Here is a 23,703-nt window from a genome sequence, read left to right as displayed (position 1 = left end):
CCGCGGGCGCGCGCGTGATGCGCCGCGTCGAACTCGAATTCGCAGGGGGAGTGCATGTCAGGGTCGGATCGCATCACGCAGGTCGTCATCGTCGGCGGCGGCACCGCGGGCTGGATGGCCGCCGCGGCACTGTCGAAGGTGTTGAACCGGGAGTACTCGATCCGGCTCGTGGAATCGGAGGAGATCGGCACCGTCGGCGTCGGTGAGGCGACGATTCCGATGATCAAGCTGTTCAACCAGGCGCTCGAACTCGACGAGGCGCAGTTCGTCCGCGAGACGCAGGGCTCGTTCAAGCTCGGCATCGAGTTCGTGGACTGGGGCCGGCTCGGCGACAGCTACATCCACGGCTTCGGCAAGATCGGCCAGGACCTCGGCCTCGTGTCGTTCCATCACTACTGGCTGAAGATGCACGCGCTCGGCAAGGCGGCGCCGCTCGATGCGTACTCGATCAACACGGCCGCAAGCCGGCACAACAAGTTCATGCGCCCGGTCGCGGACCGACCGAACTCGCCGCTCGCCGACATCGGCTACGCGTACCACTTCGACGCCGGTCTCTACGCGCGTTTCCTGCGCCGCTACGCCGAGGCGCGTGGCGTGGAGCGCATCGAAGGCAAGGTCGTCGACGTTTCGCTGCGCGGCAGCGATGGCTTCGTCGAGGCGGTGACGCTCGACGGCGGTCGCCGCATCGACGGCCAGCTGTTCATCGACTGCTCCGGCTTTCGCGGGCTGCTCATCGAACAGGCGCTCAAGACCGGCTACATCGACTGGACGCACTGGCTGCCGTGCGACCGCGCCGTCGCGGTGCCGTGCACGCACGGCGGACCGATCACGCCGTACACGCGCGCGACCGCGCGCGAGGCCGGCTGGCAGTGGCGTATCCCGCTGCAGCACCGCGTCGGCAACGGCTACGTGTTCTCGAGCCGCTTCATCGGCGAGGACGAGGCGACCGCCACGCTGATGCGCAATCTCGAAGGCGAGGCGCTCGCCGAGCCGCGCACGCTGCGCTTCGTCACCGGCAAGCGCAAGAAGTTCTGGAACAAGAACGTGGTGGCGGTGGGTCTTTCGAGCGGATTCATGGAGCCGCTCGAATCGACGAGCATCCACCTGATCCAGTCCGCGATCGCGCGGCTCACTGCGTTCTTTCCGTCTGCCGGATTCGATCAGGCCGACATCGACGAGTTCAACGCGCACTCGGACCGCGAGTTCGACGCGATCCGCGACTTCCTCATCGCCCATTACTGCGCGACCGAGCGCGACGACACGCCGTTCTGGGACTACGTGCGCACGATGGAGCTTCCTGCCTCGCTCGCGCAGCGCCTCGCGCTGTTCCGCGGCAACGGCCGCGTGTTCCGCGACGGCAACGAGCTGTTCGCTGAGCCGAGTTGGATCCAGGTGCTGCACGGCCAGCGAGTGCAGCCGGCCGCTTACCACGCGCTTGTCGACCTGTATCCGGAAGAGAAGATCGCCGAATACCTCGACAACATCCGCGGCGTGATCGCGAACTGCGTGCAGGCGATGCCGACGCACGAGGCGTTCATCGCGCGTCACTGCGCAGCGCCGCCGGCCTGAGACCGGCGCGCGCGGCTCAATCGAGCGCAGCGAACAGCGCACCGCGCGCCGGCAGTTCGATGCGGCCGCCCTCGATGCGGCCGGCGACAACGCCGGGCGCCTCGACCGGGCGCGCCGGCGCATCGAGCGGCAACGTGCACGTCACCGCCGCGCTGGAGAGGTTGAACGCAGCGAGCACGCGCGCGCCGTCGTGTTCGCGCAGGAACGCGAGCACCGGCTCGGGCGTATCGAGGAAGGTGATCGAACCGAGCACGAGCGCGGGCTGGGCCCGGCGCCAGCGCAGGAACGCGCGCACCGCGTTGAGCACGGAGTCGGGGTCGACGTCCTGCTTGGCGACGCTGCGCGGATGGTGGGCGTCCGCGACCGGCAGCCAGGGCTCGCCCTCGGTGAAGCCGGCCTGCTCGCCGCCGTCCCACGGCATCGGCGTGCGGCAGCCGTCGCGGCCCTTGAAGTTCGGCCAGAACGCGATGCCGTACGGGTCCTGCAACAGCTCGTACGGCACCTCGGCTTCGGTGAGGCCCAGCTCCTCGCCCTGGTACAGGCAGACCGAGCCGCGCAGCGAGCACACCAGCGCAACGAGCTGGCGCGCGAGCGCGTCGTCCGCATCGCCGTCGCCCGTGGCCGCGCTCCAGCGCGTGACCGCGCGGCGCACGTCGTGGTTGCTGATCGCCCAGCACGGCCAGCCGTCGACCATCTGCGCTTCGAGCCGCTCGACGGTCTCGCGCACGTAGGCCGCGGTGCAGTCGTCGGTCAGCAGTTCAAAGCTGTAGCCCATGTGCAGGCGGCTCGGCATCACGTACTCGGCCATCGTCGCGAGCGAGTCCTCCGACGAGATCTCGCCGAGTGCGGCGACATCGGGATAGCGATCGAGCAGTTCGCGGATGCGCTCGAGGAACGGCAGGTTCTCGGGCTGCGTGTTGTTGAAGTGGTGGTACTGGAACGCGTACGGGTTGTCCGCGGAAAACCCGCGCCCGGTGCGCAGGTGTTCGGGCTTGGGCGGGTTGTCGCGCAGCTGCGCGTCGTGGAAGCAGAAGTTGATCGCATCGAGGCGGAAGCCGTCGACGCCGCGGTCGAGCCAGAACTTCACGTTGTCGAGCTGGGCCTGCTGCACGGCCGGGTGGTGGAAGTTCAGGTCCGGCTGGCTGGCAAGGAAGTTGTGCAGGAAGTACTGGCAGCGCCGCGGCTCCCACTGCCAGGCCACGCCGCCGAAAATCGACAGCCAGTTGTTCGGCGGCGTGCCGTCAGGCCGCGCATCGGCCCACACGTACCAGTCGGCCTTGTCGCCGTCGCGGCTTTCGCGGCTTTGCCTGAACCACTCGTGCTCGATCGAGGTGTGGCTCAGCACCTGGTCGATCATCACCTTGAGGCCGAGCGAGTGCGCTTTTTCAAGCAGCCGGTCGAAGTCGGCGAGCGTGCCGAACATCGGGTCCACGTCGCGGTAATCGGCGATGTCATACCCGAAGTCGGCCATCGGCGACTTGAAGAACGGCGAGATCCAGATCGCGTCGACGCCGAGGCTTGCGACGTAGTCCAGGCGCTCGACGATGCCCGGCAGGTCGCCGATGCCATCGCCGTTGGTGTCGAGGAAGCTGCGCGGGTAGATCTGGTAGATCACCGCACCGCGCCACCATGACTGCGCTTTCGACATCGCGTCCGAATTCCTGATCGATCAAGCGCGCACTATTCCACGCATGCGACGGCGCGGCGGCGGTCCAGCGCGACGGCCGCGGTTGAATACGATTGCATCGGCGATGGTGCAGTGCGTTCGCGGCCTAGCATCCGGTCTGGCCGATGCGCATGCGCGTCCGGCCTTTGCCTGTCTTGCCGTCTGGACCTTTCATGAATCAAAAACCGACGTTGTCGTTCTGGCAGATCTGGAACATGTGTTTCGGGTTCCTGGGCATCCAGTTCGGGTTCGCACTGCAGAACGCGAACGTGAGCCGCATCTTCCAGACCCTTGGCGCGGAGATGGATGCGCTGCCCGTGCTGTGGATCGCCGCGCCGCTCACCGGCCTGCTGGTACAGCCGATCGTCGGCTACTACTCCGACCGCACGTGGACGCGCCTGGGCCGGCGCCGGCCGTATTTCCTCGTCGGCGCGGTGCTCGCGACGCTCGCGCTGTTTGCGATGCCGAACTCGCCGTCGCTGTGGATCGCCGCGGGTCTGCTGTGGATCCTCGATGCGTCGATCAACATCTCGATGGAGCCGTTCCGCGCGTTCGTCGGCGACCAGCTTCCGGTGAAGCAGCGCGCAAGCGGTTACGCGATGCAGAGCTTTTTCATCGGCATCGGCTCGGTGATCGCGAGCCTGCTGCCGTTCGCGCTGTCGAAGTTTGGCGTCGGCAACACCGCGGGGCCGGGCGAAGTGCCCGACACCGTGCGCTGGGCGTTCTACTTCGGCGCTGTGGTGTTGCTTGCGTCGATCCTGTGGACGGTGCTGCGGACGCGCGAATACCCGCCCGAGCAACTGCGTACGTACGACGAAGCGCCGCCGCTGCCGCGCCGCCCGCTCGATCCGGCGCGACTGCGCACGCAAGGTCTTGCATGGCTCGCGATCGGCGTTGCCGGGCTCGTGGCGGTCGCGATCGCCGGCCTCGACAAGCAGCTCTACATTCTCGGCGGTGGCCTGGCCACGTACGGGCTGGCGCTGCTCGCACTCGCGCATGCGAAGCGCGAGAACGCGTTCGTATCGATCATGACCGACCTGCACGACATGCCGGTGGTGATGCGCAAGCTCGCCGTCGTGCAGTTCTTCTCGTGGTTCGCGCTGTTTTCGATGTGGATCTACACGACGGCCGCGGTGACCGGCGTGCATTTCGGCAGCGATGACCCGTCCTCGGCCGCGTACAACGAAGGCGCGAACTGGGTGGGCGTGCTGTTTGCCGCCTACAACGGTTTTGCGGCGCTCGCGGCGATCGTCATCCCGTACATGGTGCGTCGCTTCGGCCTGCGCGTGAGCCACCTCGTCAACACGGTGCTCGGTGGGCTCGGGCTGCTGTCGTTCCTCGTCATCGACGATCCGAACTGGCTGCTGCTGTCGATGCTCGGCGTCGGCTTTGCATGGGCGTCGATCCTGTCGCTGCCGTACGCGCTGCTCAGCGATGCGGTGCCGGCACAGAAAATGGGCGTGTACATGGGCATCTTCAACTTCTTCATCGTGATCCCGCAGCTCGTCGCCGCGAGCCTGCTCGGCTTCCTGCTCAAGACGTTGCTCGGCAACGAGCCGATCCAGGCGCTCGCGATCGGCGGCGTCAGCATGATGGTCTCGGGCCTGTTCGTGCTGCGGGTGCGTGAGCCGGTGCTGCACGAGCCGCGTGGCCATGCAATCGGAGTGGCGTCGTGATGCGCCGGACGCTGTGCGCCGCGCTGCTCACCGCGCTGGCCGGTGCGGGCTGTGTGAGCGTGTCCGAGCGCGCCGCTCCGACGGCTGCGGATGCGCAAGCGGCCGCATCCGCGTCGGTTTCGCCCAGCGCGCCGACCGCGGACTACATCGGCACGCGCGAGCCGTTCGCCTCGGACGCGGTGTACTTCGTCGTCACCGACCGTTTCGTCAACGGCGATCCGACCAACGACCAGCGCGAGCAGGGCGGCGCAAACCGCACGTTCGACCGGCCGGTGCCGGGCGCGCCGAAGGGCCGGACCGCGAACATCGGCTACCTCGGCGGCGACTTCAAAGGCATCCTCGACAACGCCGAGTACATCGCCGACATGGGCTTCGGCGCGCTGTGGCTGACGCCGGTCGTTGACAACCCTGACGAGGCTTTCCTCGGCGGCGAGCCGGTAAAGTGGGGCGGCATGCACACCGACCAGGGCAAGACCGGCTACCACGGCTACTGGGGCGTGAACTTCTTCGAGCTCGACGAGCACCTGCCGAGCCGGGGCCTGGACTTCCGCGCGCTCACCGCAGGTCTCAAGCAGCAAGGCCTCAAGACCGTGCTCGACATCGTCGCGAACCACGGCTCGCCTTCGTACAGCGCGCCGGTCGACCAACCGAAGTTTGGCGAGCTCTACGACCGCGACAGCCGCCTCATCGCCGATCACCAGAACCTGCACCCGTCCAAGCTCGATCGGGGCAGCAACCCGCTGCACCGCTGGTACAACACCTCCGGCGGGCTCGCGCAGCTGTCCGACATCGATTCGACGCAGCCTGAAGTGCTTGATTACTTCGTCGACGCGTATTCGCAGTGGATCGACCAAGGCGCGGACGCGTTTCGCATCGACACGATCGGCTGGATGCCGCACGAGTTCTGGAACGCGTTCTCGCAGCGCATCCGCGAAAAGCGGCCGGGCTTTTTCATGTTCGCCGAGGCGTTCGACCACGACGCGGCGACGATCGCGCAGCACACACTGCCGCGCAACGCTGGCGTCAGCGTGCTCGATTTCCCGCTCAAGGAGCGGCTGGTCGAGGTGTTCGGCAAGCAGGGCGGCGGCTACGAGCGCATCGCGGAACGTTTGTATTTGACCGACGGCCCGTACGCGAACCCGTACGAGCTCATGACGTTCTACGACAACCACGACATGCCACGCATCGATGCGCGCGATACGGGTTTCATCGACGCGCACCACTTCCTGTTCACCGCGCGCGGCATCCCGGTCATCTACTACGGCTCGGAAGTCGGCTTCGAGCGCGGCAGCGCGGAGCATGCGGGCAACCGCAACTACTTCGGGCAGAAGCGCGTCGATGCGGCGGTCGGGCATCCGATCCGCGAATCGCTCAAGCGCATTGGCACACTGCGCGCGAACACGCCGGCGCTGCAGCGCGGGTTGCAGGTCAACCTTGCGTTCAAGGGCGATCGCGCGGCGTTCTACCGCGTGCTGCAGGACGGTGCGACGCAGCAGATCGCACTCGTGCTGCTCAACAAGGGCGACGCGCCGGCGCGCTTCGAGATTCGCGAACACCTGCAAGCCGGCGCGTGGCGTGCGGCGCTGGGCGGTGGCAGCGTCGCGGTAGCCGAGGGCGGCGCACTCGAGGCAACGGTGCCCGCGCACGGCGCCGAGGTGTATCTACTCGATGCATCGGTGACGCAGCCGGGTCTGCGCGCGGCGCTGAACGAGGCGATGCGGCGGGCTCGCCGCGAGGGCTGACCGGGCGAAGCTCGGGCGCCCATGCGCCTGTGGGCCGTTTGTGCTGATGCGCTCGCCGTTACCGGCGCAGGTCGGAGATCCGCAGGGCGCTCGCGAGGGCGCCAGTGCGGTCGGACGACCGCGGGCGTCTCTGCAAAAGACGTGTCGCTTGTGGCCGACTTACCGGAACACTTTATCGGCGAAGAGAAAGCGCTCGGCCTTCTCGATGTTTCTTTGAATCGTCGAAGACGATTGGTCGCGCAGTAGGCGAAGGCGTCGAGCCGTGTAACGCGCGGACACCCGCGCGCTTCCTAAGATGGCTTCCGAGCGGATGTGTCTTTCGTGCCGAGAACCGCTGCGCTCGAGGACGGCGCGACTCAGCCCCCACCCGCCCCGCACGAGCGGCGCACGACCAGCGACACCGGCAGCAGCGTGCTCTGCGCCTCCTCGTCGCGCACCTGGCGCAGCAGCGTCTCGACGAGCAACTCGCCTGCGCGCGTCGTGTCCTGCGCCACGGTCGTCAGCGGCGGCCGCGTGAAGCGCGCCATCGGGATGTCGTCGAAGCCGACCACGCTCACGTCACCGGGCACGCTGCGGCCGGCTTCGGCAAGCGCGCGGATCGCGCCGACCGCGATGAGGTCGCTCGCGGCGAAGACTGCATCGAACTCGCTCCCGCGCGCGAGCAGCGTGCGTGCGGCAGCATCGCCGGCTTCCTCCGAGCTTTCGGCATCGACCTGCAGCGCTGGATCCATCGCCAGGCCGGCGTCGTGCAGCGCCGCGTCGCAGCCGCGATAACGGTCGAAGAACTCGGGGTAGTGGCTTGACGCATCGCCGAGGAATGCGATGCGGCGGCGTCCAAGCGCGAGCAGGTGCTCGCCGACGAGCCGACCGCCGGCGAGGTTGTCGCAGCCGATCGAGATGCCCGGCTGGTCGGGCATCACCGAGCCCCAGCGCACGAACCGCGTGCCCTGCTCGACGAGCGAGACCAGCTTGTCGCGGTATTCGATGTAGTCGCCGTAGCCGAGCAGGATCAGCCCGTCGGCCTTCATGCTGTCCTCGTAATCGGCGTGCCAGTCGTCGGACAGCTGCTGGAACGAGACCAGCAGGTCCTGGCCGTGGCGCGCGCAGGCGCGCGTGATCGAGCCGAGCATCGCGTGGAAGAACGGGTTGATGTGCGACTCGTCCGCGGTCGGGTCTTCGAATAGCAGCAGCGCAAGCGTGGCCGAGCGCTGCGTGCGCAGGCTCGAGGCGTGGCGGTCGACCTTGTAGTTGAGCTCGCGGGCGACGGCCTCCACACGCTTGCGGGTCTCGGCGTTGACGAGCGGGCTGCCGCTGAGCACGCGCGAGACCGTCGCCTGCGACACGCCGGCGCGGTGCGCGATGTCGATCGAGGTGGCCTTGGTCTTGCGGCGCATGGGCATTCCAACCGGAAGCGGAACCGGCAGTCTAAGCGGCGCGCGGTGCCCGCGGCCGCAGCGCGAGCACAGCGCGACCGACCCGCAGCTGAACTGGTCGGTACAGGATTCAGTTGCGATTGATCGGCAGTGCGAATACTGCGCACATCCCGCCGCGCTAACTTCGATTTAACAACCCCGACTGCGCGGCCTGCACCGGAGTGAACCCATGAACTTCAAGAAGCCCCTGCTCGCCCTTGCCCTGCTCGCTTCGCTGCCGTTCGCGGCCTCCGCGGCGGAAGGCATCTCCTACACGTATGCCGAAGGCGGCTACCTGCGCACCGACACCGACTTCGGCGACGCCGAAGGCTTTGGCGCGAACGGCTCGGTCGCGATCGCCCCGAACTTCCACCTGTTTGGCGGCTTCAGCGGTCAGGAAGTCGATGAGTTCAGCGTCGGCGGCGTGCGCAACGACGGCTTCGACTTCGACCAGTGGCGCGCCGGCGTTGGCTACAACCACGAGATCTCGCCGCGCGCCGACCTGCTGACCCGCGTCGCCTATGAGCGTGCGGACGTGGGCGGCGCAAACTTCGACGGCTACAGCGTCGAAGCGGGCGTGCGCGGTGCGCTCGCGCCGAACTTCGAAGGCTACGCACTGGCGGGCTGGGAAGACGGTTCGGACTTCGACGGCGACTTCTACGGCCGCGTCGGCGCGCACGTGAAGTTCAGCCCGATGTGGGGCGTGTCGGGCGACGTGAAGTTCGCCGGCGGCGACACCCAGCTCTTCGTCGGCCCGCGCATCTCGTTCTAAATCGCGCTGCCGGCTCGCCGGCGAGCGGCACAGAAAAAGCCTGGCTTCGGCCGGGCTTTTTTCTTGGTGGCAAATTGTTACGAAATCGTGAAGGTCGCGGTAGGATGCGCGCGCCGCCGCGGTGGCGACGGCACCATCAAGGAATGACTCTCATGAAGAAGCAAATCGCGCTCGTGCTGGCGCTGGCCCTGCCGTTCGCGGCGTCCTCGGCCGAACTGAGCTACACCTACGTCGAAGGTGGCTACAACAAGGTCCACGTCGACGACGAGGACCTGATCGATCAGGAAGCCGACGGCGTGTTCGTGCGCGGCTCGGTCGCGCTCGGCGGCAGCGTGTACCTGCTCGGCGGCGCGTCGCGCGCCTCGCAGGATTTCCGCATCGCGCCGGAGGTGCGCGTCGACATCGACGTGAACACGACCGAGCTCGGCCTGGGGTACCACCAGTCGATGTCCGAGCGCGTGGACTTCCTCGCTGAGCTCGCCTACCTGCGCCAGGACGTGGACGTGGGCGTGGGCACGTTCGGTCGCGATGAACTGTCGGTCACTGGCGGACGCGCCTCGCTCGGCGTGCGCGGCATGATGGGCGACAGCGTCGAGGGCGTGCTCAAGGTCGGCTACCTCGACGGCGGCGATTACGAAGGCGAGTTCACCGGAACCGCTGGACTGCAGTACCGCTTCACGCCGACGTGGGGCGTGACCGGCGAGATCGAGTTCATCGACAACACGAGCCGCTATCTCGTAGGCGTGCGCGCAAGCTTCTGATCGCCCCCGCTGCTGCATGAAAAAGCCCGGCATTCGCCGGGCTTTTTTTATCGTGGCCGGTGCGGGCCACGCCGCCGTTCGGAGCGCGGCACCTCGCCGCCAACTGTTATGGGCAGGTCTTCAGCAGGCCCGCGCGCGGGTACTCGGCCTTCTGCTCGCGGGCAAGCAGCTGGCTCAGGCCCTGCGCCGGCGTCAGGCGGCCGTGCAGCACGGCCTGCACCGCGCTCGCGATCGGCAATTCGACGCCGTGGCGGTCGGCCAGCCGCATCACCTCGTCCGCGGTCTGCACCGATTCGACGACCTGCCCGATTTTTGCGACCGCAGCCTCGATCGTCTCGCCACGGCCGAGTGCGAGGCCCAGCCGGCGATTGCGCGACAGATCGCCCGTGCAGGTGAGCACCAGGTCGCCGAGGCCGGCCAGCCCCATCAGCGTTTCGGCGCGGCCGCCGATCGCCTGGTTCAGGCGCAGCATTTCATTGAGGCCGCGCGTGATCAGCCCCGCACGCGCGTTGAGCCCGAGCTCCATGCCGTCGGCGACGCCGGTGGCCACGGCAAGCACATTCTTCATCGCGCCGCCGAGCTCGGCGCCGCGCATGTCGTCGCCGGTGTAGGCGCGGAACGCGGGACCGTGCAGCAACGCGGCGACGTGGCGCGCGTGCGCCTCGTCATCCGAATGCACCGTCAACGCGGTCGGCAGGCCGGCCGCGACTTCCTTCGCGAACGACGGCCCGGTCACGACCGCGAGCGGGACGCCGGAACCGAGGTCCTCGGCGGCGACCTCATGCAGGAAGCGGCCGCTGCCGGGCTCGAAGCCCTTCGTCGCCCAGGCCACCCCGGCGTGCGCGGGCCGGTGCGGCGCGAGCGCGCGCAGCGTATCGGCGAACGCATGCGATGGCACGACGACGAGCACGAGGTCGACGCCGGCCAGCGCGGTGGCGAGGTCGGTCGTGGCGCGCAGCGTCGCAGGAAGCGCGATGCCGGGCAGGTAGCGCGGGTTCTCGTGGCGCGCGTTGATCGCCTTGACGATCGCGGCGTCACGGCCCCACAGCACGGCCGAATGGCCGTGCCGGGCGATCAGCGCGGCGAGCGCGGTGCCCCACGATCCGGCGCCGAGCACCGCGACCGTGGTCGGCGCGGTCATGGATCGCACGCCGGTCAAGGCTTCAGGCGTTGCCGCCGGTCTCGGCGCCGGCCAGGCTGGCCTGCTGCTGCTGCGCGCGCTGGCGCAGGCCTTCGGCGTAGAGCGCGTCGAAGTTGATCGGCTGCAGGAAGAACGGCGGGAAACCGCCGGCCTGGATCAAATCGCTAATGGTCTGGCGCGCGTACGGGTACAGCACGTTCGGGCAGTGCGTGCCGAGCATCGCGTCGAGCGTCTGCGCGTCGAAGCCGGTGAGGCCGAACACACCCGCCTGCTTGACCTCGACGAGGTAGAGCGACTTGTCGTTCGCGGTGCAGGTCAGGGTGATGCCGAGGACGACCTCGTACGCGTTGTCGTTGAGGCGCTGCACGCTCTGGTTGAGGTTCATCTGCAGCTGCGGCTGCGCGCTCTCGTTGAACACGGCCGGCGCGCCGGGCACTTCGAACGACACGTCCTTGAGGTAGAGCTTCTCGACGGTGAAAGCGGGGCCGTTCTCGTCGGCGGCGTCGGTCATGGCGTTCGCGCCGCCCAGGGTTTCGTCGGTCATCGGGGAGCTCCAGCAGGCAGAAAGGGGGCGATTATGGCACGCGGCACGCGCGCGTCCGGGGCGCGGTCACGGCGCCGCAGATGCGGCAAACACAGGCAGGGCGGGGCTGCGGCGGCCGGCGCCGCCGCGCGATCAGGCGCGGCCTTTGACCAGCGGCAACTCGGCCTGCTGCCACGCGGCGATCCCGCCGTCGAGCCAGTAGACCTTCTCGAAGCCGGCCTTCTTGAGGCGCTTGGCGGCGTCGGCCGAGCCCTGTCCGGTGCGGCAGACGACGACGACCGGCAGCGACTTCGCATTCGCCAGCAGCTTGCTCTCGGGGTCGAACTGGCTCGGCTGCACCGAGCGGCTGCCGGCGATGTGGCCCTTTTCGAACTCCTTCGTCGCCGACAGGTCGACCACGAGCGCGTCCTCGCGGTTGATCAGGCCAGTCAGTTCGGCCGGGCGCAGCGCCTTGAAGCCGCGTGTGAGCCGCGCGATTTCCGTGTAGATGATCGCAAGCGTGAGGCCGGCGAGCGCCAGCGACAGGTAGATGTGGCGGCCGGCAAAGGCCAGCAGTTCGTCGGTCGTCACGGCGTCAGGTCGGTCGCGGGGGCGGCGATTGTCGCCCAGCGTCGCGGGCAACACCACCGCGGCGGCCGGCGCGTCACTGTCCGGCCCACAGGTCCGGCAGGCCGCTGGTCACCCACCAGGTCTTCGCGTCCGGGTCCCAGCGCCAGGTCTCGCGGTAGCGCACGGTGCGCTCGGCCTGGGTGTGCCGGTTGATGACGCCGATCTCGATCTCGCGCACCGCGGTGCCCGCATCGATGTTGCGCGACTCCCCGAGATCGCGGTAGCCGGAAATCTGCACCTGCTTGTAACGCTCGAGTTCAAGCGCGGTCGGCGTGGCGGTGTCGGCCTGCTTGGGATCGAGCAGCTGCACCGCGCCTTCGAAGTCGCCCCAGCGGATCGCGGCCGACCACGTGTACTGCAGCGCGTCGAGGCGGTCGCGCTGGGTCGTCTTCGGCGTGCTGCCGCAGCCGACGAGCGCGAACACGGCGAGCAGCGAGAGCATCACAACGCGCAACAGGCGGAGGGGCATGGCGGGCTCGGGTGCAGCGGGTCGGGCGGCCATGCTAGCCCGATCGCGCGCGGCCGCGTCAGCCGCGCAGCTTGGCGACGTAGCGCGCGGTGAATTCGGTGGCCGCGCCGCCGTCGGGTAGGCGGGTGCGGGCCACGAGCGAGGCGCGGGCACGGCCGCGCGTTCGCAGGGTGTCGGTGAACGTCGTCCAGTCGCCATCGGGCGCGAGTTCGGCCTCGACGTCGAGGTCCGTGTAGAGCGGTGCGAGGTAGCTCAACTGGCTGTCGGCGACGAACACGTCCGCATCGAAGCCGGCTTCCTCGACGCGCAGCGACACGAGCCCCCAGCCGGCGAGCGTCATCACCGACGCGAGGCTGCCGCCAAACGCGCAACCCTTGTCGTTGACGTGCGCATCGAGCGGCGCGTGCAGACGCAGCCGAGTGCCGTCATAGCCCGCGATCGACAGCCGCATCGCGGCGACCGGCGGCATCGATTCGTAGTGGTGCAGCAAGCGGGCGAGAGCGGGGTCGGTCATGCGTCGTGGGGCCTGTGCGAAGCTGGACGGCATGGCCGGACGACCACGCGAAGCGCCGGGATGGTACGTGATCTCACTGCGACCGCGCGGTGAGCACGCCGGGCTGCGCGCGGCCGCCGCGCGCGCGGGCGCCGGGCTGATCGCGCTGTCGCCATGGCGGCTCGTGGACCGCACCGATGCGGCCACGCTCGCTGCGCTCGACGCCGCGCTCGCCGCGCCTTGCGTGGTCGTCACGAGCCCGACCGCGGTGCGCGCCGCCGCGGTGATGCGGCCGCTGCGCGACGTCCAGACGCGCTGGTGCGCGGTCGGCACCGGCACCGCGGCGGCGCTGCGTCGCGCCGGGGTCCGGGCGGTCGACGTGCCCGGACGCATGGACAGCGAGGGCGTGCTTGCACTGTCGGCATTGCAGGACGTGGCCGGCTGCACGGTCGGCCTGTTGACCGCACCGGGCGGGCGCGACGCGATCGCACCCGCGCTGGCCGCGCGCGGAGCGCAGGTGCAGCGGGCGGACGTGTACGCGCGCGAGGTGCTCGCACCGGCGCCGTCCGCGGTCGCTGCGCTCGAGCGCATCGATGCGCCGTGTGCGCTCGCGTTGTCGAGCGGCGAAGCGCTGCGGCAGGTGCTCGCCGCGCTGCCGCCGGCGGCGGTTCGCGAACTGCGCTGCGCGCAGGCGGTCGCCGCAAGTGACCGGCTTACCGCGCTCGCGCGCACGCTCGGCTTCCGCGACGTCGTGCGCGCCGCCGGCCCGCGACCCGGCCAGCTCGTGTCGGCGGCGACCGTCGCGCGCGCGCCGCGCTGAAGCCGAGCGTGCGCACGCGCGCGCTTCCGGTAGCATCCGCGGCGTCCTCCGACTGCCTCCCCCGTGGCCGATCCCGCGTCCTCCGTGTCGACCCCGCGCCGCGCGATCACGCCGTGGCTGCTCGTCGTCGCGCTCACGGGCGCGCTCGGCGTCGGGGCGTGGCAATGGCAGGTGCGTGAGTCGCGCCGCGAGGCCGAGGCGGCGGAGTCCCAGTCGCGCCTCGCCGCGCTCGAGGCGCGCCTGGATGCGCTGCGACTGGCGCAGCGCGGCCAACAGGGCCGGCTGCAGCACGCAGACGCGACGAACCGCGTGTTGCGAGATGAACTGCTCGCGCTCGGCGAGCGTGCGGCGCTGCTTGAGGACACCCTGGCCCGGCTCGCGCAGCGCGAGGCGGCGGGCCTGCATGCGCTGCGGCTGGATGAGGTCGAACTGCTGCTGGCGGCCGGCGTGCATCGTGCACAACTTATGGGCGATCTCGACGGCGCGCGTCGCGCCTACGCACTGGCGGCGGGCGTGCTCGACGGGCTCGCCGATCCGGCGCTGACCGACCTGCGGCAGACCCTCGCGCACGAGCGCGCCTCGCTCGATGCCGCCGGCGCCGATCCAAGGACGCAGGCGCTCGCAGAACTCACTGCGCTCGGCCGCCGCGTGAGTGGACCGGTGCCGATGTCGGCATCGCCCGCCGACACCGCGCCGGGCTGGCAACGGCTGTTGGGCACGCTGGTCGACGTGCGCCCGAGCGCAACCGGCACGCTGCCCCGCGAGGTCGATCGCGCCGCGTGGCAGGCCGCGCTGCAGCTCGAACTCGGGCTCGCACGCGCGGCCGCCGAGCGCCGCGACGCGACCGCATTCCGTGGCGCACTCGCGCGCGTCGGGCAGGCGCTGCGCACGCTGTGGCCGGCGTCGGCCGCGCGCGAGCGGCAGCTCGCGCGGGTGCAGGCGCTGTCCATGCACGCGCTTTCACCGACGCTCCCCGCGCTCGGCACGACACTCCAGCAACTGCGGCAGCGCCACGGCTCGCGATGAGGGCCCAGGCCGCCGCGCCTTTTGCTTTCAGGTGACTCGATGAACCCGTTCCGCCACCTGCTGTTCTGGATCGTGCTCGCCCTGCTCGGTGCGTTCGCCGCGCAGCTGCTCGTGCAGGACCCCGGCCTGCTGCTCGTGCGTTACCGCGGCTTCGACTACACGACGACGCTCGCGGTCGCGCTGTTCGTCGGCATCGCGGTGCTGCTGGGCGTGTGGCTGCTGTGGAAACTCATCACGCTGCCCATCGCCGCGGTGCGCCGGCGCCGCGAGCGGCGCACCCGCGCGCTGCTGACCGACGGGTACGAGGCGCTCGAGCACGGCCACTGGTCGCGCGCCGAGAAGTCACTCGCGTCCGCCGCCGACCATGGCGAGGGCACTGCGCTTGCGCGCCTCGGCGCCGCGCGCGCGGCCGCGGCGAACGGCGATCTCGACCTCGCGCACCGCCACCTCGACGCGCTGCCCGACGACCACGCGGGGCTGCGCGCCGTCGCGCGGGCCGAGTTCGCGCTTGCGCACGACCGCCCGCGCGACGCGCTTGTCGCGCTCGACGACCCCGACGCACAGCCGCTGCCGCCGCGCGGGCTCGCGCTGCGCGCCGAAGCGCTTGCGGCGCTCGGCCGCGCCGGCGAGGCGTACGGCCTGCTCGGTGCGCTGCGCCAGCAGAAGGTCTGGCCCGATGGGCGGCTGACGCGGCTCGAAGCGACCTGGGCCGAGGCGGGCCTGCGCGAAGCGCCGGATGCGAACGAACTCGCCGATCGCTGGGACGCGATGCCCAAGCCGCTGCGTCGCGATCCGCGCATCGTCGCCGCATACGCCGAGCGCGCGGCCGCCCTGAACTGGGACGAGGCCGCAGCGAAGAGCATCGAAGACGCGCTCGACGCGCACTGGGACGAATCGCTGGCCGCGCTGTACGGGCAGCTGCCGATCGGCCGCCTGGATGCGCGTCGCGAGCGCGCCGAGCGCTGGCTGCAGGCGCATCCTGCGAGCCCGGCGCTGCACTTCACGCTGGGGCGGCTCGAGGCCGAGCGCGGGCTGTGGCCGACCGCCGAGACGCACCTGCAGACCGCGATCACGCACGGCGCCGGCCGTCCGGCCTGGGAAGCGCTCGGCGAGGGCTACGCGACCGCCGGCGACGACGTCCGCGCGCGCACGGCCTATGCGAACGCGCTGCGCGCCGGGCGCGGCGAGGCGCTGATCGAGTGGCCGCGCGCGACGACGCCGGCGATCACCGACGGCCCGCTCGAAGAGCGCGAGGCGCATGCGCTGCCGCGCCTGCGCGACTGAGGCGTCGCGTCTCGATACACCGTTACTTCAGGCTTGCCGTTACGTCAGGCGTGCGACCGCAGCGCATCGACGCGCTGCGGTCGCCGTAACCTCAGAACGTCTCGATCAGGGGCTCGGCGCCGCCACGGCGCCCGCTGCCGCGCTGCCCACGGTCGCCGCCGGGCCTGCGGCGGACTTGTGCGCAACGATGCCCTTCGAGGCGTATGAAGCCGCGCGCACGAGCACATCGCGCACGATGGCTTCCATCGGCGTGCCCTTGATGTTCGACATGCCACCGACCATGCCGCCGATGCCGGCCCAGGCCGCGCCGCCCCAGCTCGTGCTCGAGGTCGTGTTGTCAGCCACGAACGTCTCGGAACTGACCACCTTCGCGCGGTTGACGTCGATGATGCGCAGGTCGAGCGAGAGTTCGGACTGCTGCTTCGTCTTCGCGATCGAGCCCACGACCGGGATCATCCCGCCGCCGAACGACCGGCTCTGGGTGCTGGTGCCGATCGAGGTGATCGCGCCGGAGATCATGAACTCCGCCTGCTCGGCCTCGACGGTCTTGCCGACGAGCGCCAGCTCCTCACGCAGCTCGTCGAGCGCCTCGCGCTCCTGGATGTCGAAGCAGCCGGTCTGCTTGAGCGCGGTCGTGAGCATCGCGCCCATGCCGTCGCCGATGCCCGGATAGCCGACGCTCGCGTTGCCCGACGCCGCCCGCGCAAGGCGCTCCAAGCCGGAGACCGGATCGTTGCCCTGCGAGCCCGCCTCGCAACCGGCCGACTTGCACTTGAGCTCGCCGACGACCACGCGCGCCACCGGCACGTCGCACTGGGGCAGCTCATATTGCTTCTGATCGACCGTCGTGGCCGGGTCGGCCGCGGACGCGGCAAAGCTGGCGAACAGCGCCGCCAGGCAGACTACGTGCTTCATTGCATTCCCCAATCGCGGCGATGGGCGCCGGACCCGTCGGGCCGTCCTGACCCGATGGGCGAATGCTAGCGCCAGAGTCGATGCCGCGACACCGGGAACCAGCCTTGGTCAGCGCTCGAGGATTGCCACCACGCCCATGCCGCCGGCGGTGCAGATCGAGATCAGGCAGCGGCCGCCGCCGCGCTGCGCGAGCTCCTTCGCGGCCGCGGCGACGATGCGTGCGCCTGTCGCCGCGAACGGATGGCCGGTCGCGAGCGAGGAGCCGTTCGGGTTGATGCGAGCGGGGTCGATCGCGCCCAGCGGTGCGTCCAGGCCGAGGCGATCACGGCAGTACTCGACGCTTTCCCACGCGCGCAGTGTGCACAGCACCTGCGCGGCGAACGCCTCGTGGATCTCGTAGAAATCGAAGTCTTGCAGGCTCAGGCCGTTGCGCGCGAGCATTTCGGGCACCGCGATCGTCGGCGCCATGAGCAGGCCTTCGCCGTGCACAAAGTCCACCGCCGAGACGTGCACGTCGCGCAGCCACGCAAGCGGTTCCAGGCCGCGCGCCTGCGCCCATTCGGCCGAGCCGAGCAGACAGGCGGCGGCGCCGTCGGTGAGCGGCGTCGAGTTCGCGGCGGTCAGGGTGCCGCGGCCGGAGGTCTTGTCGAACGCGGGCTTGAGCGCGGCGAGCTTTTCGAGCGTGCTGTCGGGGCGCAGCACGTTGTCGCGCGTGACGCCGCGGAACGGCACGACGAGGTCATCCAGAAAGCCGCGTTCATACGCAGCCGCGAGCTTTTGGTGCGAGCTCAGCGCCCAGGCGTCCTGCGCCTCGCGCGGGATGTTCCACTGCTTGGCCATGTCCTCGCAGTGCTCGCCCATGCTCTTGCCGGTGCGCGGCTCGGCGACGCCAGGAAAATCGGGCTTGAGTTCGTTGAGCTTGAAGCCGCGGAACACCGCGAGCTTGTCGCGCGGCGTCTTCGCGGCGTTCGCAGCGAGCAGGCGGCGGCGCAGCGACTTGCCGTAGACGATCGGCACGTCGGACGTGGAGTCCGAACCGCCGCCGATGCCGGATTCGATCTGCCCGAGCGCGATCTTGTTCGCGACATGGGAGATCGTGTCGAGCGAAGTGCCGCAGGCGCGCTGCATCGTGATGCCCGGCGTGAGCGGCGACAGCCCCGACGACAGCGCGGCTTCGCGCCCGAGGTTCCAGTCCGCGGAGTGCTTGATGACCGCACCGAGCGCGACCTCGCCGAGCTGCAGTCCGTGCAGGCCGTATTGCTCGACGAGCGCGCCGAGCGTGCGGATCGACATGCCGAGGTTGCCGACATCCGCGTAGGCGGTGTTCTGGCGGCAGAACGGAATGCGCACGCCGCCGATCACGGCGACGGGACGGCCTTGCAGCATCTTCAGGCTCCTCACGACGGCCCGCACAGCGGCGCGGGCATAATGCGATCGAGTGTAGCGCCCGCCGTCGCGAGCGACCAAACGCCTGCGTATCGAATGAGTTCAGCTTCGGACGACCCCACTGCGAACGCCGTGCACGTGCTCGGCGCGCTCGCGCTCGAACTGCGCGGCGACGCGCCGGTTGCGCGCGACCGCCTCGCCCAGCACGAGGCCGGTGCGCTCGCCGAGCGCATCGCGAACGACCTTGCGCGCTTCGCGCCCGCGGCGGCGTCGCTCGATCTCGTCACCGTCGGCGCGCATTACGACCCGGTGGAACTGCTGCGCCCGGCGTGGCCGCTGCACCAGGAACTCGACCAGCTCGCCGCGCGCGCACCGAGCAGTGGCGGCGGTGCGCGCGTGATCGCGTTCGGCGCCCACGGGCAGGCGCTGCCGGGCGCGTTAGCGCCATCGCCCGAACATGCCGGCGGGCCGTTGCGCCTGGTGCCGTTCGTGCTCGGCGGCGATGCCGACACCGCGGCCGCGGTCGGCGATGCGTTCGAGCGCGAGCTGCTCGAGCGCGGCATGGCCGGCGCGGACACGGCGCTCGCGGCACAGGAGCTGTTCGGCCTGCGTGTCGAGCACGCGCGCTACCTCACCGCGCACGACCTCGCCGCGATGACCGCGCTGCAGTACGAACACGCCGGCCTGGCGCCGCTGTGGCCGCTGCTCGAGACCGCGCTGCTGGAACCGACCGGCGAGGCCTGGCTCGACGCCGCACCCGAGCCGCTCGTGCGCTACGGCGACGGCGAAGCGCGCATCGCGCTGTTCTCGCCGAACGGCTGGCATGCACGCTACGAGCCTGATGCGGATTGCACGGACGAGGACGCACGCGCCCGCCTGCATCGGCGTTTCACGCAGTTCGAAGTGCGCCAGCGGCAGATCGCCGCGGTGTTCGCCGCACACGGCGTGCCGGTGCAGTTCGTGCATTGCCCGGCCGAGACCGACTGCCGCGCCGTGCTCGTCTGAGCGCTGCGGCCCACTGCGCGAAGCACTTGATGCGGCTGGTCGTCTTCGGCAACTCCGGCTCCGGCAAGAGCACGCTGTCGCGCGCGCTCGCATCGACGCATGCGCTCGCGCACCTGGATCTCGATTCCATCGTCTGGGAGCCGGGCCGGATCGCGGTCGCACGCGCGGCCGAGGCCGTGCAGGCGGACCTGCAGGCGTTCATGGACGCACACGCGGCGTGGGTCATCGAGGGCTGCTACGGCGAGCTGGTCGCGATCGCCGCGCAGCGCGCCGACGAGCTCGTGTTCCTCAACCCCGGCGTGGAGGCCTGCCTCGTGCACAACAGGCGCAGGGCGTGGGAGCCGCACAAGTACGCCTCGCGCGCCGAGCAGGATTCGATGTTCGACGCCTTGCAGGCGTGGGTGGCCGCGTATGCGACGCGCGAGGACGCGTGGTCGCTGCGCGCGCATCGGGCGCTGTTCGATGCGCATGCCGGATGCAAGATCGAGCAGACGGGCGCATCACTGGAGGCGCTCGCGACGCGCTGGGATGTGCAGCGTGCGGTGATGCATGCCACCGGGCCCGACGCGGCCGATTGATTCTGTTCCGGCCGATGCGCAGCGCATCGCCGTCGAATCTCAACGCATCGCGCGTGACACGGTGCGGTTTACCGAATCGATCAACCGCGCGAGCGCCTCGCGCGGCTGCGCGTCAGAGGGTGCCCGACGCATCGTCAGCGTTTGTCGAGGTGCGAGTGGTGGACATGCGCGCCCGACGAACCACCCGGCGCCGCATGCGCCGGGTGCGATCAGCGTTCGAACTCCCGCTCGAAGATGCGGTAGCCCGCGTCGGTCATGCCGAGCGCCGCATAGGTGTCCTGCGCGCGTACGTTGTCGCGCTCGACGTACAGGCGCAGGCCTACGACGCCCTCGGTCTGCCGCGCGAGCTGCTCGACGTGGCGGTACAGCGCCGAGAACACGCCCTGCCGGCGGTGCGCCTCGGGCACGTACACGCTCTGGATCCACCACCAGTCGCCGCAGCGCCAATCGCTCCACTCGCGCGTGAGCATCAGGGTGCCGACCGCCTCGCCAATCGTCTCGCGACCGGCCACAGTGACTTCGCGCATCGCGACGAAGTAACGGGCTTTTGCCGGATCGACGAGGCCGGCCTCGACGCCGGCGAGCACCGTCGCCGGGTCGAGGTGCTTGTGCTCGGTTTCGCGCGCCATCGCGATCGCCCACTGCGCGAGCATTTCGGCATCGCGCAGGTGCGCGTCGCGCACGCGCAGTGTCGAGTCCATGCGCTCAGCGCTTGCCGGTGATCACGCCGCAGGCCACGCGCGGGCCGGCATCGCCGGACGGCTGGCTGCGGTAGTCGTCGGCCTTGCCGTGCACGATCACGGCAAGACCCGCGACGTCGTTCGCCGCGCCGCCGCCGAGCGTGACGCCCTGCGCATGCGCGTCGACACGGGCGACGCCCTGCGCGTTCGCGAGCAGGTTGTTCATGTCGCCGGCATGGTGCGTGGCGGTGCCGACCTGGCCGTGCGGCTGGCCGGCCGGATTGAAGTGGCCGCCCGCGCTGCTCGCGTCGGCCGCGCTGCAGTCGCCGCGCTCGTGGATGTGGATCGCGTGCGTGCTGCCGGGCGTGAGGCCGCCGATTTCGCCGGTGAAATGCACGCCGCTGCCCATCGGCATCGCGGTCAAGCGCCCGCTCACGAGGCTGCCCGAGGCAGGGGCCAGCACGACGCTGGCTTCGCGCATCGTCGAGACGGCCGGCGCGGCGGCGGCCGCTGTCCCGGTCGAGGCGGCGGTGGTCGACGGGCTGCTCGCGCAGGCGGCGAGCACGAGGGCGGCGGATGCGGCAAGCAGCGCGGTCTTCATCGTTCGGCTCCGGTCAATCGGGGTGGCCGAGGCTAGCGCAGCACAGGTGATCGCGTGCACAAGGCTCAGCGCGCACGGTCGCCGCGCAGCTTGCGGCCCATCGTGTTGCGGCCCAGCCCCAGCCGCGCGGCGGCCTCCGTGCGGCGTCCGCCGGTGTAGGCGAGCGCGGCGTCGATGAGCGCGCGTTCAAAGCGTTCAAGGGCGCGTGCGTGCAGTTGGGACTGGCCGCGTTCGAGCTGCGCGGTCGCCCACGTGCCGAGCGCGTCGTCCCAGCGCTCGGGGTCTGCCTGCGACGCGGCGCTCGCGGCGCGAACGCCGAGCGCCTCGTCGACGTCGTCGGCATCGATGCGCTCGGTCGGTGCCAGCGCGGCGAGGCGCCAGCACAGGTTTTCGAGTTCGCGCACGTTGCCGGGCCAGTCGTGCGCGTGCAGCCGTGCGAGTGCATCGCCCGACAGGCGCTTGGGCGGCGCGTCGAACTTCGCCGCGGCCGCGGCGAGGAAGCGCTCGGCGAGGATGCCGAGATCCTCGCGGCGCTCCCGCAACGGCGGCAGGCGCAGGCGCACGACGTCGAGCCGGTGCAGCAGGTCGGCGCGGAAGCGTCCGTCGGCTGCGAGCGCTTCGAGGTCCTGGTGCGTGGCCGCGACGACGCGCACGTCGACGCGGATCAGCTCGCGGCCGCCGACGCGAAAGAACTCGCCCTCGGCAAGCACGCGCAGCAGGCGCGTCTGCAACGCGAGCGGCATGTCGCCGATCTCGTCGAGGAACAGCGTGCCGCCGTCGGCCTGCTCGAAGCGGCCGACGTGGCGACGCGTTGCGCCGGTGAACGCGCCGGCCTCGTGGCCGAACAGTTCGGATTCGAGCAGTTCGGCCGGGATCGCCGCGGTGTTGAGCGCGACGAACGGGCGGCGCGCGCGCGGCGATTCGCGGTGCAGCGCGCGTGCGACGAGTTCCTTGCCGGTGCCCGTCTCCCCGGTGATCAGCACCGACAGCGGCGCCTGCGCGAGGCGGCCGATCGCGCGGTAGAGCGTGCGCATTGCAGGCGCGTCGCCGACGAGTCCGGGCGCGTCGGGCGCCGGGGTGGGCGCGACGTCCGCGGTCGGCGCGGGATCGCGCCCGAGCGTGCGCGTGACGAGCGCGACGGCGTCGTCGAGGTCGAACGGTTTCGACAAAAACTCATGCGCGCCACCGCGGAACGCGCCCGCAGTGCTCGCGACGTCGGTGTACGCGCTCATGACGATGACCGGCAGCTGCGGCGCACGCGCCTTGAGCTTGTCGAGCAGCGCGAGGCCGTCGTCGCCGGGCATGCGCACGTCGGTGAACAGCAGGTCCGGCGGCGGCTGCGCATCGAGCGCATCGAGCACCGCGGCCGCGCGATCGAACGCGTCGACGACGTGGCCGGCTTGGCGCAGCGCCGCGGCGAGCACGAAGCGCACGCTGCGGTCGTCGTCGACGATCCACACGCGCGCGCTCATGCGGCCGCTCCGGCGCGCATCGGCAGCAGCAGCGTGAACACCGTATGCCCCGGCCGCGAGCGGTACGCGAGCGAGCCGCGGTGCTCGCGCGCGACCTGCTGCGCGAGCGCGAGCCCGAGCCCGCTGCCTTCGGCGCGCCCGGACACGAGCGGCAGGAACAGCTGCTCGGCGAGGGCCTCCGGCACGCCGTGGCCGTCGTCGATGATTTCCAGCCGCAGCGCGATCGGGTGCACGGCCTCACCGATGCGCAGGCCGTGCTCGACTCGCGTGCGCAGCGTGACCTGACCGGCGCCGGCTTCGATCGCGTTGCGCACGAGGTTCCACACCGCCTGCGTGAGGCGGTCGCTGTCGCCGTCGAACTCGGGCAGGCTCGGGTCGTAGTCGCGCAGCAGGCGCACCGCCCAGCCGGCGTCGTGCTCGGCCAGGCGCAGCACGCGCTCGAGCACGGCGTGGATATTGAGCGGTGCGTGCACGCGCGGCGGCGCCGGGTTCAGCAGGCGGTCGACGAGCCCGGTCAGGCGCGCGATTTCGTCGTCGATGAGGTCGATGAGATCGCGCGTGTCGGCGTCGCGCGGATCAATGCGCCGCCCGAGCAGTTGCGCCGCGCCCTTGAGCCCGGCGAGCGGGTTGCGCAGTTCGTGCGCGAGGCCCTTGAGCGAGGCGGCGAGCGCGGACGGCAGCAGCAGGGCGGGGTCGTCGCCGGGGAACTCGTCGACCGGGTGCGCTTCGAGCAGCGCGCCGCCGTCGTCGTCGGCGCTGAGCCAGACGTCGGCGAAGCGGTCGTCGGTGTCGGGGTAGCGCAGGCGCACGCGGCGCACGCGCAGCGGCGCGGACTCGCCGGCCACGATGCGCGCCAGCGCGGCGCCGAGGCGCGCGTCGGCATCAAGTGCGGTCAATGCGGCGCCGTGCAGGCGGCGGGCGCCGACGCCGAGCCAGCGTGCGAACGCGGCGTTGCACGTGCGCAGCGTGCCGGCCGCATCGAGCACGGCGACCGGCGTGGTCAGCGGATCGAGCGCGGGCGCGGCAAGGGCGGGCATCGCGCCATGGTAGTGCACGGTCGCGGGCCGCATGACCCGCGGCGT

Annotated in this window: 23 protein-coding genes; 10 read left to right on the top strand and 13 right to left on the bottom strand. The window is 70.6% G+C overall.

Annotated elements, in window-relative coordinates; all coding sequences use genetic code 11:
- Positions 1-54 precede the first annotated feature (54 nt).
- Entirely contained in the window at positions 55-1,569 is a 1,515-nt protein-coding gene (locus IE075_RS09755) for a tryptophan halogenase family protein (RefSeq protein WP_189455973.1), read from the top strand.
- Between the two features lie 16 nt (positions 1,570-1,585).
- On the opposite strand, the gene IE075_RS09750 is transcribed toward IE075_RS09755, so the two are convergent.
- The gene (locus IE075_RS09750) at positions 1,586-3,217 is read right to left on the bottom strand and encodes an alpha-glucosidase family protein (protein ID WP_189455971.1); all 1,632 of its coding nucleotides are present in this window, start codon (positions 3,215-3,217) and stop codon (positions 1,586-1,588) included.
- Positions 3,218-3,408: 191 nt separating this feature from the next.
- On the opposite strand from IE075_RS09750, the gene IE075_RS09745 reads away from it, so the two are divergent.
- Both IE075_RS09745 and IE075_RS09740 read left to right on the top strand, forming a co-directional pair.
- Complete coding sequence (locus tag IE075_RS09745; protein WP_189455969.1) at positions 3,409-4,911, top strand: MFS transporter; 1,503 nt, start codon at positions 3,409-3,411, stop codon at positions 4,909-4,911.
- Positions 4,911-6,653, top strand: a complete 1,743-nt coding sequence (locus IE075_RS09740) for an alpha-amylase family glycosyl hydrolase (protein WP_189455967.1) — start codon at positions 4,911-4,913, stop codon at positions 6,651-6,653. Before IE075_RS09745 ends, IE075_RS09740 begins: the two co-directional genes overlap by 1 nt.
- Positions 6,654-7,009: 356 nt before the next feature.
- On the opposite strand, the gene IE075_RS09735 is transcribed toward IE075_RS09740, so the two are convergent.
- Positions 7,010-8,047, bottom strand: a complete 1,038-nt coding sequence (locus IE075_RS09735; RefSeq protein WP_189455965.1) for a LacI family DNA-binding transcriptional regulator — start codon at positions 8,045-8,047, stop codon at positions 7,010-7,012.
- 208 nt (positions 8,048-8,255) lie between these two features.
- Here IE075_RS09735 and IE075_RS09730 point away from each other — a divergent pair, with 208 nt between their 5' ends.
- A complete protein-coding gene (locus tag IE075_RS09730; protein WP_189455963.1) occupies positions 8,256-8,837 on the top strand; it encodes a porin family protein in 582 nt (193 codons plus the stop codon).
- A gap of 152 nt (positions 8,838-8,989) precedes the next feature.
- Positions 8,990-9,598 (top strand): outer membrane beta-barrel protein, encoded by a 609-nt coding sequence (locus IE075_RS09725; protein ID WP_189455961.1) that lies wholly within the window; start codon positions 8,990-8,992, stop codon positions 9,596-9,598.
- A gap of 106 nt (positions 9,599-9,704) precedes the next feature.
- On the opposite strand, the gene IE075_RS09720 is transcribed toward IE075_RS09725, so the two are convergent.
- The 5 genes from IE075_RS09720 to IE075_RS09700 all read right to left on the bottom strand — a co-directional run bounded on the left by IE075_RS09720 (position 9,705) and on the right by IE075_RS09700 (position 12,875).
- Positions 9,705-10,739 (bottom strand): NAD(P)H-dependent glycerol-3-phosphate dehydrogenase, encoded by a 1,035-nt coding sequence (locus tag IE075_RS09720; protein ID WP_189455959.1) that lies wholly within the window; start codon positions 10,737-10,739, stop codon positions 9,705-9,707.
- A gap of 22 nt (positions 10,740-10,761) precedes the next feature.
- Complete coding sequence (gene secB, locus IE075_RS09715) at positions 10,762-11,283, bottom strand: protein-export chaperone SecB (RefSeq protein ID WP_189455957.1); 522 nt, start codon at positions 11,281-11,283, stop codon at positions 10,762-10,764.
- A gap of 132 nt (positions 11,284-11,415) precedes the next feature.
- Positions 11,416-11,853: a rhodanese-like domain-containing protein gene (locus IE075_RS09710; protein ID WP_189455956.1), complete on the bottom strand. Its 438-nt coding sequence runs from the start codon at positions 11,851-11,853 to the stop codon at positions 11,416-11,418.
- 73 nt (positions 11,854-11,926) lie between these two features.
- Entirely contained in the window at positions 11,927-12,361 is a 435-nt protein-coding gene (locus tag IE075_RS09705; RefSeq protein WP_229792449.1) for a hypothetical protein, read from the bottom strand.
- 58 nt (positions 12,362-12,419) lie between these two features.
- The gene (locus IE075_RS09700; protein ID WP_189455954.1) at positions 12,420-12,875 is read right to left on the bottom strand and encodes a YiiD C-terminal domain-containing protein; all 456 of its coding nucleotides are present in this window, start codon (positions 12,873-12,875) and stop codon (positions 12,420-12,422) included.
- 67 nt (positions 12,876-12,942) lie between these two features.
- On the opposite strand from IE075_RS09700, the gene IE075_RS09695 reads away from it, so the two are divergent.
- The 3 genes from IE075_RS09695 to IE075_RS09685 all read left to right on the top strand — a co-directional run bounded on the left by IE075_RS09695 (position 12,943) and on the right by IE075_RS09685 (position 15,984).
- A complete protein-coding gene (locus IE075_RS09695) occupies positions 12,943-13,674 on the top strand; it encodes a uroporphyrinogen-III synthase (RefSeq protein ID WP_229792448.1) in 732 nt (243 codons plus the stop codon).
- An 84-nt stretch (positions 13,675-13,758) separates the two neighbouring features.
- Positions 13,759-14,700: a uroporphyrinogen-III C-methyltransferase gene (locus IE075_RS09690; RefSeq protein ID WP_189455950.1), complete on the top strand. Its 942-nt coding sequence runs from the start codon at positions 13,759-13,761 to the stop codon at positions 14,698-14,700.
- 39 nt (positions 14,701-14,739) lie between these two features.
- Entirely contained in the window at positions 14,740-15,984 is a 1,245-nt protein-coding gene (locus IE075_RS09685; protein ID WP_189455948.1) for a heme biosynthesis HemY N-terminal domain-containing protein, read from the top strand.
- Between the two features lie 105 nt (positions 15,985-16,089).
- Here IE075_RS09685 and IE075_RS09680 read toward each other — a convergent pair whose 3' ends face one another.
- Together IE075_RS09680 and IE075_RS09675 are read right to left on the bottom strand one after the other, a co-directional pair.
- Positions 16,090-16,899 (bottom strand): CsgG/HfaB family protein, encoded by an 810-nt coding sequence (locus IE075_RS09680; protein ID WP_189455946.1) that lies wholly within the window; start codon positions 16,897-16,899, stop codon positions 16,090-16,092.
- A gap of 108 nt (positions 16,900-17,007) precedes the next feature.
- Positions 17,008-18,285, bottom strand: coding sequence for an acetyl-CoA C-acetyltransferase (locus IE075_RS09675; protein WP_189455944.1), 1,278 nt, complete (start codon positions 18,283-18,285; stop codon positions 17,008-17,010).
- Positions 18,286-18,381: 96 nt separating this feature from the next.
- Here IE075_RS09675 and IE075_RS09670 point away from each other — a divergent pair, with 96 nt between their 5' ends.
- On the top strand, positions 18,382-19,290 hold the full coding sequence (locus IE075_RS09670) for a hypothetical protein (RefSeq protein WP_189455942.1): 909 nt from the start codon (positions 18,382-18,384) through the stop codon (positions 19,288-19,290).
- Positions 19,291-19,319: 29 nt separating this feature from the next.
- Positions 19,320-19,868: a P-loop NTPase family protein gene (locus tag IE075_RS09665; protein ID WP_189455940.1), complete on the top strand. Its 549-nt coding sequence runs from the start codon at positions 19,320-19,322 to the stop codon at positions 19,866-19,868.
- 209 nt (positions 19,869-20,077) lie between these two features.
- Here the strand turns inward: IE075_RS09665 and IE075_RS09660 are convergent, their stop codons facing one another.
- The 4 genes from IE075_RS09660 to IE075_RS09645 form a co-directional block, all read right to left on the bottom strand.
- Positions 20,078-20,569 carry a GNAT family N-acetyltransferase gene (locus IE075_RS09660; RefSeq protein WP_189455938.1) on the bottom strand — a complete coding sequence of 164 codons (492 nt, stop codon included), beginning with the start codon at positions 20,567-20,569 and terminating at the stop codon, positions 20,078-20,080.
- 4 nt (positions 20,570-20,573) lie between these two features.
- Positions 20,574-21,149 carry a superoxide dismutase family protein gene (locus IE075_RS09655; protein ID WP_189455937.1) on the bottom strand — a complete coding sequence of 192 codons (576 nt, stop codon included), beginning with the start codon at positions 21,147-21,149 and terminating at the stop codon, positions 20,574-20,576.
- A gap of 65 nt (positions 21,150-21,214) precedes the next feature.
- Positions 21,215-22,621 carry a nitrogen regulation protein NR(I) gene (gene ntrC, locus IE075_RS09650; protein ID WP_189455935.1) on the bottom strand — a complete coding sequence of 469 codons (1,407 nt, stop codon included), beginning with the start codon at positions 22,619-22,621 and terminating at the stop codon, positions 21,215-21,217.
- Entirely contained in the window at positions 22,618-23,658 is a 1,041-nt protein-coding gene (locus IE075_RS09645) for a two-component system sensor histidine kinase NtrB (RefSeq protein WP_189455933.1), read from the bottom strand. The genes ntrC and IE075_RS09645 overlap by 4 nt, the downstream gene beginning before the upstream one ends.
- Between the last annotated feature and the right edge of the window lie 45 nt (positions 23,659-23,703).

Source organism: Cognatilysobacter bugurensis (genome assembly GCF_014652095.1).
Taxonomy (GTDB): domain Bacteria; phylum Pseudomonadota; class Gammaproteobacteria; order Xanthomonadales; family Xanthomonadaceae; genus Cognatilysobacter; species Cognatilysobacter bugurensis.
Note: the sequence above shows the minus strand (reverse complement) of the source record. Positions and strands in the feature narration are given on the sequence as shown.